Origin of the sequence: Aeromonas sp. QDB11 (genome assembly GCF_027705265.1) — a bacterium.
Classification (GTDB): Bacteria; Pseudomonadota; Gammaproteobacteria; order Enterobacterales; family Aeromonadaceae; genus Aeromonas; species Aeromonas allosaccharophila.
This window is the reverse complement of the sequence record NZ_JAPDBM010000098.1, coordinates 1-9,302: the sequence shown is the minus strand read 5'-3', so window position 1 is coordinate 9,302 and position 9,302 is coordinate 1. Positions and strand designations below refer to the sequence as shown.

The 9,302-nt window shown below is 55.1% G+C and carries 13 protein-coding genes; 9 read left to right on the top strand and 4 right to left on the bottom strand.

Going from position 1 to position 9,302, the window contains the following annotated elements; genetic code table 11:
- Positions 1 to 397: 397 nt before the first annotated feature.
- The 3 genes from OKC40_RS21030 to OKC40_RS21020 all read right to left on the bottom strand — a co-directional run bounded on the left by OKC40_RS21030 (position 398) and on the right by OKC40_RS21020 (position 2,117).
- Complete coding sequence (locus OKC40_RS21030) at positions 398 to 1,342, bottom strand: replication initiation protein (protein ID WP_270796867.1); 945 nt, start codon at positions 1,340 to 1,342, stop codon at positions 398 to 400.
- Between the two features lie 255 nt (positions 1,343 to 1,597).
- Positions 1,598 to 1,885, bottom strand: a complete 288-nt coding sequence (locus OKC40_RS21025; RefSeq protein WP_270796866.1) for a type II toxin-antitoxin system RelE family toxin — start codon at positions 1,883 to 1,885, stop codon at positions 1,598 to 1,600.
- Entirely contained in the window at positions 1,875 to 2,117 is a 243-nt protein-coding gene (locus tag OKC40_RS21020; RefSeq protein WP_068979438.1) for a type II toxin-antitoxin system RelB/DinJ family antitoxin, read from the bottom strand. The genes OKC40_RS21025 and OKC40_RS21020 overlap by 11 nt, the downstream gene beginning before the upstream one ends.
- 178 nt (positions 2,118 to 2,295) lie before the next feature.
- On the opposite strand from OKC40_RS21020, the gene parA reads away from it, so the two are divergent.
- A complete protein-coding gene (gene parA, locus OKC40_RS21015) occupies positions 2,296 to 2,925 on the top strand; it encodes a ParA family partition ATPase (protein WP_270796865.1) in 630 nt (209 codons plus the stop codon).
- Positions 2,922 to 3,155 (top strand): hypothetical protein, encoded by a 234-nt coding sequence (locus tag OKC40_RS21010; protein WP_270796864.1) that lies wholly within the window; start codon positions 2,922 to 2,924, stop codon positions 3,153 to 3,155. The genes parA and OKC40_RS21010 overlap by 4 nt, the downstream gene beginning before the upstream one ends.
- Positions 3,156 to 3,363: 208 nt before the next feature.
- On the opposite strand, the gene OKC40_RS21005 is transcribed toward OKC40_RS21010, so the two are convergent.
- A complete protein-coding gene (locus tag OKC40_RS21005) occupies positions 3,364 to 3,858 on the bottom strand; it encodes a hypothetical protein (RefSeq protein ID WP_270796862.1) in 495 nt (164 codons plus the stop codon).
- Between the two features lie 232 nt (positions 3,859 to 4,090).
- Here OKC40_RS21005 and OKC40_RS21000 point away from each other — a divergent pair, with 232 nt between their 5' ends.
- The 7 genes from OKC40_RS21000 to OKC40_RS20970 all read left to right on the top strand — a co-directional run bounded on the left by OKC40_RS21000 (position 4,091) and on the right by OKC40_RS20970 (position 9,196).
- Positions 4,091 to 4,822 (top strand): hypothetical protein, encoded by a 732-nt coding sequence (locus OKC40_RS21000; RefSeq protein ID WP_270796861.1) that lies wholly within the window; start codon positions 4,091 to 4,093, stop codon positions 4,820 to 4,822.
- A 511-nt stretch (positions 4,823 to 5,333) separates the two neighbouring features.
- Positions 5,334 to 5,726: a hypothetical protein gene (locus OKC40_RS20995; RefSeq protein WP_270796860.1), complete on the top strand. Its 393-nt coding sequence runs from the start codon at positions 5,334 to 5,336 to the stop codon at positions 5,724 to 5,726.
- Positions 5,727 to 5,759: 33 nt separating this feature from the next.
- Positions 5,760 to 6,194 carry a hypothetical protein gene (locus tag OKC40_RS20990; RefSeq protein ID WP_270796859.1) on the top strand — a complete coding sequence of 145 codons (435 nt, stop codon included), beginning with the start codon at positions 5,760 to 5,762 and terminating at the stop codon, positions 6,192 to 6,194.
- A gap of 1,037 nt (positions 6,195 to 7,231) precedes the next feature.
- Complete coding sequence (locus OKC40_RS20985) at positions 7,232 to 7,465, top strand: hypothetical protein (protein ID WP_128318414.1); 234 nt, start codon at positions 7,232 to 7,234, stop codon at positions 7,463 to 7,465.
- 41 nt (positions 7,466 to 7,506) lie between these two features.
- Positions 7,507 to 8,349, top strand: a complete 843-nt coding sequence (locus OKC40_RS20980) for a site-specific integrase (protein ID WP_270796857.1) — start codon at positions 7,507 to 7,509, stop codon at positions 8,347 to 8,349.
- A complete protein-coding gene (locus OKC40_RS20975) occupies positions 8,346 to 8,906 on the top strand; it encodes a hypothetical protein (protein ID WP_128318416.1) in 561 nt (186 codons plus the stop codon). The genes OKC40_RS20980 and OKC40_RS20975 overlap by 4 nt, the downstream gene beginning before the upstream one ends.
- Before the next feature lie 83 nt (positions 8,907 to 8,989).
- Positions 8,990 to 9,196, top strand: a complete 207-nt coding sequence (locus OKC40_RS20970) for a plasmid replication protein RepB (RefSeq protein ID WP_270796856.1) — start codon at positions 8,990 to 8,992, stop codon at positions 9,194 to 9,196.
- The last annotated feature ends 106 nt before the right edge of the window (positions 9,197 to 9,302 follow it).

Below are 9,302 nucleotides of genomic sequence, written 5' to 3'. Positions count from 1 at the left end.
GGAGCACATCAACCTAACCGGCGATTACGTCTGGCGGCAGAGCCGCAGACTGGAAGACGGGAAGTTTCGGCCCTTACTGATGCCCGGAAAACCTTAGCGTACGATTTTTTCCGAATTCTGCGGGCTCCCCAAGAGCATCGATGCCGCCGCCAACACCGCCAATGGCATTGGCTTTCGGCGTATCGAGATCGACCTGAGCAGTCGTTGAGGGCCAAGACAAAGGCCAGCCTCACCCCGCTCCGTGGACAACGCCCCCGCCCACAGGCCAAACCAACGGCCTATGGACGGCCTCCGGTTCGGGCGCTTGCCCACCTCGCCAAGATCCGCTCTCTAAGGCAAAGCCATATCAGACAAAAACGCCCTTCGGGCGCTGTTATCTGATATGGCTTTGTTTCGATCACTCGCGCCCACGTTTGAGATACAGGCTGACGGTACTGGCCGAGATTTGCAGATCCTCGGCAATGTCGCGGTTACTGTAGCCCTGAGCCTTGAGTTGCAGCACCTCCGGCAACAGGTCTGCACGGGCCTTGCCGCTGTTGCTTGGTCTGCCCCCACCCTTGGATACCTTGCCACCGATGCGCCCGCCCTTGGCCCCTCTGACCGCCTGGATAGCGCTGAATCCTGACGGGGTGAAGTGCCGCCATACCCAACGGGCAATGCTCTTGGCCGTTGCTTTGATCTCGTTGGGTGGCAGCGGGCCGCCCTGCTCCAGCCCAAACGCATTGGCACTGTCACAGGCCGCGCGGACGGCCTTGGCCCAGGCGTCGTAGCCATTGGGTCGCCAATACCCTCTGACGGCGCTATAGGCCCATTCCCGCACGTTATCGAACAAGGTGACGTTACGCCCCAACCCACTCGCTTCCTTACGGCTGCGGCGGCTGTAGGCAGCCAGATCGTTATCGGAGCAGAACTCGGCTAAGTAGTCGAGTGAATAGGGCTCGATGGGGTGCCAAACAGTCCACCAATCACTGTGTGTGGGGTTTTTGGTGATAAGGCCTGCGTACCCCATGTCCGCCCCCAGTCGACACGCCAGCACGTGTTCGATGGCGGCGAGATAGCACAGGGGCTTTTGCTTGGCGGCACTGGTACGGGCAACTGGGGTAGCCAACTGATAGCCAAGATGGGCATGGCCGTTGCGCAGGTTGACGCAGACCCAGTGCGGAGCAGGCAGATTGGCATCCCGCCAGGCGTGGTACCCATCGGCCCGATCGACATCGAACACCAGGGTGCCAACGTGCGGCGGCGGGTTGTGCTGGATATGGCGATAGGCCAGTGCAGTGGCCTGCGAGCGGATCAACAGCCCCTGCGCCGGATCATCGGTGCAGTAGGGTCGGTGAGGCAATCTTTCTAGAAACGAGGCTTGAGAGACTGATTTTACCATCGAGCACCGCGCAAATTGGCGGTGCAAAATCCGTAATCCTTCATACAAGAGAAAACGAAGGGTTGTTTGGGCTGATCCATGTGTTAGACTTTTCCCATAGGTTTAATGCCTAGCCCCGAACTCTCTGAACCCTTCCGCCAAGTTGAGACAGAGATTCGGGGTTTGTCTTTTCTGGACAGTACGTTACCGCAGGTGGTCACACCTTACAAACTTTCGCTAATCAAGACGCGACATTGCATCCAGATACACCTCTTCCCGTTCGCGCCTCCCCACTGCGACCACGAATACCACCACCCGATCATCCTGTACCTGATAAACCAACCGATACCCCGCGCCACGCAATTTGATCTTGTAGCAATCAGGCATCCCATTCCGCCGGTTTGCCTCAATCCTGGGGCGCTCGATCACCTCTGACAGCTTCTTTTTGAACTGCTGGCGAACGGTATCACCCAGCTTTTTCCACTCTTTCCACGCTCGCGGATCAAACTCGAGTTCAAAGGTCATCCAGCGATACCTTGATGCCTTTCTGCGGGCTGGCCAAACGCTCTCGCACGATGGCTAACAGGGCCTCTTCATCCTCCGTCACCACGGTAGTGCGAAACGGGCTCCGCCCCTGAGAGGCCACATATTCCAGGGTTTGCCGGATAATATCCGAGGGGGTCACCCCCAATTTGTCCAGCACCGCAAATGAACGAGCCTTCAGTTCGTCATCAATGCGCAGGTTAATCGTACCCATAACCACCTCACCTTGTAATTTCAAACGCAATTACATTGTAATGCTGGCAATACCGTTGCACAACCAGAACTCGGGAGAACTGACGGGACGAGCGTATTGGGTCTGGTACTTATTTTGATTGCCCATTGCATGTGGTTTTCTGTATTTTTACAAAACCACAAATAATGAGAATTCAACCATGATCATCGGACTGCTCAACCAGAAGGGCGGCGTTGGCAAGACCACCCTCAGCGTGAACCTGGCGGCTAGCTTGGCCCGCCGCGGCTTTCGGGTTCTTCTGATCGATGCTGATCCACAAGGCTCCGCCCTGGACTGGGCCGCAGCTCGTGATGGCGAGCCCCTGTTCTCGGTCGTCGGCCTCCCCAGAGCCACCGTGCATAAGGAGATCGGACAACTCGGCCAGGGCTATGACCACATTGTCATCGACGGACCGCCACGGGTAACCGACCTCGCTCGCTCCGCGATCATGGCCGCTGATGTGGTGCTGATCCCGGTACAACCCAGTCCCTACGACATCTGGGCAGCAGACGAGGTGGTGAAGCTGATTGAAGAGGCTCGCATCTACAAGGAAGGACTGAAAGCCGCTTTTGTGGTTAATCGTAAAATCGCAAATACGGCCATAGGGCGGGATGTTGGTGCAGCTCTGGCCGCCTACCCCATACCTGTCCTAACCGCCAGCATCACCCAGCGCGTAGTGTTCGCAGAGGCCGCAGCCCAAGGCCGCGCTGTTCATGAAACTGATGAGACCGGCCCAGCAACCGCAGAGATCGATGCCGTCATGGCAGAATTGATGGAGATTGCACGATGAGCAAGAAGGTCACCATCGGCGCCAAGCCGACCAGCAAGAGTGCGCAGGCCTCCGCCGATGAGTGGGTAGAGAACCGCAGCACCGGCAATGCACCTGAGTCGATGAAGCGGCTCACCATCGACATCCCCGAAAGCCTGCACCGCGCAATCAAGATGCAATGTGCATCGCGCGGAGCCAAGATCGCGGACGAGGTGCGCGAACTGCTTTTGCTGAAATACGGAAATCAGTAATTGCGATTTTGATAAGAAGCAAAAAGGGGCGTCCGGTTTACCGTAACGCCCCTTATGCGCGGTGATGACTTTCAGAATAGGGTTACCTTTCCGTCAAGGACCACTAAACACTTACCATTTTCACTCGGATGCCCCACTCAGACTAGGCTTGCCAGAGCAACCGGTCATTTCAAATAGTTTTTGACAATGGTACAGCAGGAATTTGAAACTATTTACAGAGTATGTTCGCGCCGACCATTTGGCAGACCGTGCCATCAGAAGCGATGACCGTATTCCCGACACGGCGGTAACTGCTACCATCCGTCCCAAGCACGGTGCTACCGACTTGACGGTAATTGGTGCCGTTCCATCCGTTAGAAAGGGTAGGTTGCTGAACTTGAATGGCCGGGTAGACGGGCTGATAACTGTTGAGTGACTGATTCATTTGCTCGATGGATTGTGACAGCGATGCCATCTGCGCCTGATAGATCTGCTGCTGCGCAAGATAGTGATTAAGCTCATCTCCTGTTAGCGCATCGCGGTATCCGGTTTCGTTGCGATCTTCATCCAGGCACATGATGCGGGTGTCAGATACCTGCTGAACGTATTGGCAGCGATCATCCCCTCCCATCAGGTAGTATTTTCCCGCATGGTAGCTGGGGTAGATGTTGCTGGAGCAGCCTGTTACCAGGATTGCACTTGCTATCAAAAAAGGTGCTTTCATCCGGCTATCCTTGGACATGATACGTTCATAGAGAGGCTAACCTCCACCTATAATTATCACAGAATTAGGGAGGGTGAGAACAAGCACCCTCCACAACAAAACTGAAAATTTTAGTCGATTTAATTCAAATACTTACAAAGGCGTATTTTTGTACTTGGTGACTTATTCGCACCTTCCATAGTAATGCTTTATTTTGATGATTCTACAATCCCCATTATCGTAGTGAGGAAACATGGCTGAATTTCAAAATCCGTTTTTCACGAGTTCGTCAGAAGGTGTGGAAACTGAGTATGTTGCTGGCGTCATCGCCTTACAAGGTAGCGACTACCACGCCGCAAGTAGGCATTTTGCCAATGCAGCGCAAGGCGGCCATGTCTCGGCACTGTTCAATCTGTCGCTTCTGTGGGGTGGGGGAAGCGTAACGCCGTATGACTTCGATCTCGCGGCAGACTGTTGGTATAAAGCTGCGGAAGCAGGGCACCCACGTGCAAAAGCTTCACTATGGCAATTAGAGGCAGCCGACCGGGGTGGCATTGGAGCAGATAATCTTGTGAAGTTTGTCGAAGAAGCGAACGCGGGAAATATTATAATCCCTTCAATCATGATTTGCGCTGCTCGTTTCTATGATGTGATCTGTCGCAAATATGGTGCAACCGCAGATGTCATTGCATATGAATTAGACGCCGCCGCTACGAGTGATTTTGATTTCGTTCATTCTTTCATCAAGCGAACTGGCATTGATAGAAGCTTCTATGATGGGGGTCTGAACCGTCTGAAACCCGGATCAGCTGCGGATCAGATTACTGACGGGCTGAATAAGCTACATGTCTCAATGCTGCGTTCTGGCGTAAGCGATAAACTAACTGCCATGTCCCGTTGTTCTATCGTGGGACATATCATAGCAAAGTCGCCATACAGTGATCGGGCGCAACCTCTGCGCGGACTAGATACATTCTTCGTTTAGAGTCATGATAGAAATGAATGCCCCTAGTCGTGCGCATACGCCAACCCCAGATGGAACTGGGTAATACCGCCACATTGCGGATAACATGACCCCAGCCAGTGGTAATTTGCCGGGGTTATGTGACCTTGTAACTGAAACCATTGGAGAACAGAGATTCACGCTCTGTATTTACCTCTCACCATGAGAATTATTGCGCCACACCAACCAGAAACATAATGCGCCTAATGCCTGTTATGTTGAATCGCTATCGGCTCACACATAGCAAAGCGGCCAGGTTCACAATTACAAATCGAAGCATCAATTTGTAAAATTGATGCTATGTTCCACCGCCCCCCTCGATATCGGCCCAGGACAACAGGCAGCAAAAAGGGGCGCGGGTTTACCGTAACGCCCCTTATGCGCGGTGACAGACCGGGATACACCTCAGCACCAAACCAGTACCCGTTACAGCCACCACTAGCAGTTGCGTAATCACCTAATGCTTTGATTCTTATATAAAAAAAGGATAGAGTTGGATGATCCACAATCACCCTATTCGATAAAAACAAGGATAATAAAATCAATGAGTTATAAAACAACAGCAGCACTGCTTACTCTCGCTTTAGGGGGCTGCGTCTCTACGAGTAACGTTCTTGAGGTAGGCAAAGACACATATTCTGTCTCCGCCACAGCAGATGGTTTCCGTGATGCTGCGTCAGCCCGTCAAAGTGCATTCAACTCAGGGGCGGAAAAGTGTAATAGCCTTGGTAAAAAATTCATGTTTTTGAATGAAAACACTGCAAAAACCAGAATGGATATAGACACGACGGTAACCATTTACTTCCGTTGTTTAAATGAAAATGACAGCGAATATACTCGCCCAGGGATAGAGAAAAGCCCTGATTTGGTCATTGAGGAAAGATAGACAACCCACAGAATAAATTGTTAGGACCCAACCATGAACAATCAGATCTATTGGGGCCAAACCGTAGGGGCGGCGATAGTCAGCGCCGTAGTGTTCTTTCTGCTCCTTTACGTCGCAGCCCCCATTATTGAGTCGCTATTAAATCTTTACGGATTACTCTTCATTCCTGAGCATTACGGAGGCGGAAGTGAAATAGATAACCCTGGCTTCCTTACTCTTTCATTCAGGGCCATCGTGTCTTCTAGCCTCGCGGCAGTCGGCGCTTTCATGGCCAGCTTCAAGCTATTTTCAAGTGCCCACGTAAAAACCGTCGCTGTTGTCTTTGGTTTGGTAGTCGTTGCTTGGGGGGGGCTATTTGTTGTTGCTGGATTGTTATCTAGCGCGGTGCTAATGCCATTGCTAATAGTTGGTCTCGGCGTTGTACCACCGTTGTTTGTGGCATATTGGGCATGGCAAGGGTGGTTCTGAGTTCTAACATTGCGGTCGAGTGGGACCAAACATCCCTTATCCTTAGCAAAAGATCTGCTGGATACGTCTCGCCGTCGATCAGGGACATTGGGATTTCTGTGGCTTGGTCCCCAGAATGCGGTGCACATAATGCCCATTATGTTCAATTGCCGATTTCACCTGGTAAAACCGGCCCCCTGCCGAAAAACGACCGCCTGAGCCGCATTCTGCCGCGCTTTCTCCCCCTGCCTGACCCGTTTCCATGCTGAAAGTTTGCAACGCATCTGAGGGGGTTTTAGAGCTGGATCCGACGGGGTGGCAGTTCGATCCGATTTCGGGCCGAAGGCGCCAAAAAAACACGGTGGAAAACACAATTCCTTCACCCATCTTGTATGAAGGATCTCTGCCAGCCCCCCCCACTTTTTTACCCCGGTGCCTCCCGGGTGGCTCGATGTCCGGCCGGGACATCGACCCCCCCCCCCCCCTAGAGGCGTCCCTCGCTGTCCTGGGAGGACGTTCGCCCCGGTGAGCGTCCTGGCCGGACGCCACCAGGCTCACGCCTCCCCCAGCTCGCCATCAATTTGAATTTTCGATTATTCAATTTTGGCTTTTGATGGCCCTGGCCAGCCCTACTCCCGCCCTCGTCAGGTTTTCCCTCTATGCCTCTCATATTCCCCGCTATGTACGACTCATAAATTCGTCGCTACATAGCGGGGAATATGATTTGCATCAGATTTACGCACAAAAAACAACACACATTGTATTAGCACATATATTTGCCCTATGCTGGGGACGTTTGTAGTGAGCCCGCCCCCCTCTAAGGGGCCCTGCGATACCGGAGCCAGGCTAAACCATCCGAGACTCTGCCAAAAACGGCGAGCACACTGAACCCCGACAAGAAAATGGGAGACGCGAAAGCGACAGAACGGGAACTAGATAATCTCGATGGCGAGAACGGTCCGAGCCAGTCCGCTTTGGTGGAAAAACAGGGGCGAATCGGTAGGTAACTGCCGCAGCACGATTTGATCGATGCTGGATGTTCTTACAATGGAGGCCCCATGGTATTTGACCCCCTCACCGAGCTGGCCACCCTGCGTCAGCAGACCGCCACTATCCGCAAACGCAACTTTGTCCGCTCCCGCTTGGATCGCCACGCTGGGGAGCTGCTGGCCCTGCATCGGGCAGGGGCCAGTACCGCCGAGCTGCAACGCTGGCTACGGGAACGCCGGATCAAAGTGGTCCATTCGACCGTTGCCAGGTGGCTGGCCAAGCACGACCCAAAGGCCGCCTAATGGCCACCTTTCGCGCCCCTGCGGCCCAAGCGGCCCACGTCATGAAATCCCTGCAGGGCCATCACCTGCGCTCTGTAGGCACCGTGCGCAACTACGAGCAGGGGTTGACCAGAGTGGCCGAATGGACGCAGCAAGAGCGCCTGCCAGGCGGGCTACGGGCGATGACCCCCGAGCTTGCCATCCGCTACCTGGAGCAGCGCGGGCAGGCCGTCGGCCAGAAGACGCTGGACATGGAACGCCAGTCGATGCAGGCCATGATGATCTACGTCACCGGCAAACTGGCCCCCAGTGAACGCCTCCCTGTCACCAAATCCGAGCTGACTCAAACGCTGGAGGGCCGCGCCTACACCCCGCAACAGGCCGAGCTGATCGCCAGTGCCCAGACCCCTCACAACGCGCTGGCCACCGAGATTGCCCATGCAGCGGGCCTGCGCGCCCATGAGCTGCTGACCCTGCGCCCCGTGGCCGAGCGGGCCGCCGACCCCCGCCCCGCCCTGGACAGCAAATGGAAAGGCAGGAGCGGCGAGATCTACACCGTCCAAGGCAAAGGCGGGCTAACCCGTGAGGTCATGATCCCCCACGAACTGGCGGCACGGCTGGAGGAACGCCGCCTGGACGCCCCCCAGGTCGTGACCGACCGCGGGGTTTTCTACCAGTCCAGCTACGACATCGGCGGCGGCCAACGGTGGTCCAACTCCGTTTCAGCCGCATCCGAGCGCACCATGGGGCGCTCGACCGGAGCCCACGGGCTGCGCCATAGCTACGCCCAGGAACGGATGACCGAGCTGCAAAATCGGGGGCTGTCGCGGGACGCCGCTTTAGAGACAGTTTCGCAGGAGATGGGGCATTTCAGGCCCGAGATTACGGAGACATACCTACGATGAGACGTGTGGTGATAGGGGGGCTGCTGATCGGCCTGTTGGCGTTGGCCTGGTACGTGGATAGCCTGTTAGCCCGAACACTATGGGTAAACAACTTCGTTGCGGAAACCAGATCCGGCGATTGGTACACCGGCTGGCCCATTCTATGGCATGCGTGGCCGCTGGCTCTGGTCGGCATTCTGGTAGGGGGCTCGTTCGCATTGCTGGGGGTAGGGCTGGTGTACGGGTGGGCAAACGAAGGGGACCAAGAGCGCGAGATGGAACGGCTGCGGCAAGTGGCCATCGAAGCCGAGCAGCGGGCGGAGCAGGCCGAGGCCACGGCGCTAATCAATGCCACCACGGCATTGCAGCAGGAACAGGCGGTTTTGCAGGCCCAGCAGGTCGAGGCGAAGCAGCACATCCAGTTGGCCGAGAGCCGATGGCAGGCGGCCACCAAGGCTATTACCGAGGTGGATCAGCGCATAGCCCTGATCACCAAGGAACGGGACGAGGCAATGCGCAAGGCCGCCAACGCAACAGCCACCATCAGACGCCACCAGGCAAAGGCAGCCACCAAATAGCGGATCCCCGATATCCAAGCGGGGATGACGTCATCGTGCTAGAATCATTTTATTAATTTGACGAATCAAAGGCGCGATTTGATATGGAAGAGCTGCAAGCAAAGTGGACGTTCGACCAGGGCGGGTTTGCCAAAGCCCTGATCGCACCCACTCCGATGGGAGCCGGATACCACCTGCACCTGGTGAAGTTCGGTAAACAGAGCGAGACCATTGTCCTGGAACGACAGCGCGGTGGCTGGCGGGTGTTCAAGAGGGGGGAACCGCAGAATTCGGAAAAAATCGTACGCTAAGCTAACGGTGTTCTCGTGACAGCTCTTTGACTAAATAACTGATCCCAATAGTGCTACACCTTCGCTGTGCCATAGCCATTCCCCGGGAAAGGAGACACGGTATCCA

Excerpts from the sequence above, each read along its gene's own strand:
- OKC40_RS21025 (WP_270796866.1), bottom strand. The coding sequence starts at position 1,885 with ATGACCTTTGAACTCGAGTTTGATCCGCGAGCGTGGAAAGAGTGGAAA.
- OKC40_RS21020 (WP_068979438.1), bottom strand. The coding sequence starts at position 2,117 with ATGGGTACGATTAACCTGCGCATTGATGACGAACTGAAGGCTCGTTCA.
- parA (WP_270796865.1), top strand. The coding sequence starts at position 2,296 with ATGATCATCGGACTGCTCAACCAGAAGGGCGGCGTTGGCAAGACCACC.
- OKC40_RS21010 (WP_270796864.1), top strand. The coding sequence starts at position 2,922 with ATGAGCAAGAAGGTCACCATCGGCGCCAAGCCGACCAGCAAGAGTGCG.
- OKC40_RS21005 (WP_270796862.1), bottom strand. The coding sequence starts at position 3,858 with ATGAAAGCACCTTTTTTGATAGCAAGTGCAATCCTGGTAACAGGCTGC.
- OKC40_RS21000 (WP_270796861.1), top strand. The coding sequence starts at position 4,091 with ATGGCTGAATTTCAAAATCCGTTTTTCACGAGTTCGTCAGAAGGTGTG.
- OKC40_RS20990 (WP_270796859.1), top strand. The coding sequence starts at position 5,760 with ATGAACAATCAGATCTATTGGGGCCAAACCGTAGGGGCGGCGATAGTC.
- OKC40_RS20985 (WP_128318414.1), top strand. The coding sequence starts at position 7,232 with ATGGTATTTGACCCCCTCACCGAGCTGGCCACCCTGCGTCAGCAGACC.
- OKC40_RS20980 (WP_270796857.1), top strand. The coding sequence starts at position 7,507 with ATGAAATCCCTGCAGGGCCATCACCTGCGCTCTGTAGGCACCGTGCGC.
- OKC40_RS20975 (WP_128318416.1), top strand. The coding sequence starts at position 8,346 with ATGAGACGTGTGGTGATAGGGGGGCTGCTGATCGGCCTGTTGGCGTTG.
- OKC40_RS20970 (WP_270796856.1), top strand. The coding sequence starts at position 8,990 with ATGGAAGAGCTGCAAGCAAAGTGGACGTTCGACCAGGGCGGGTTTGCC.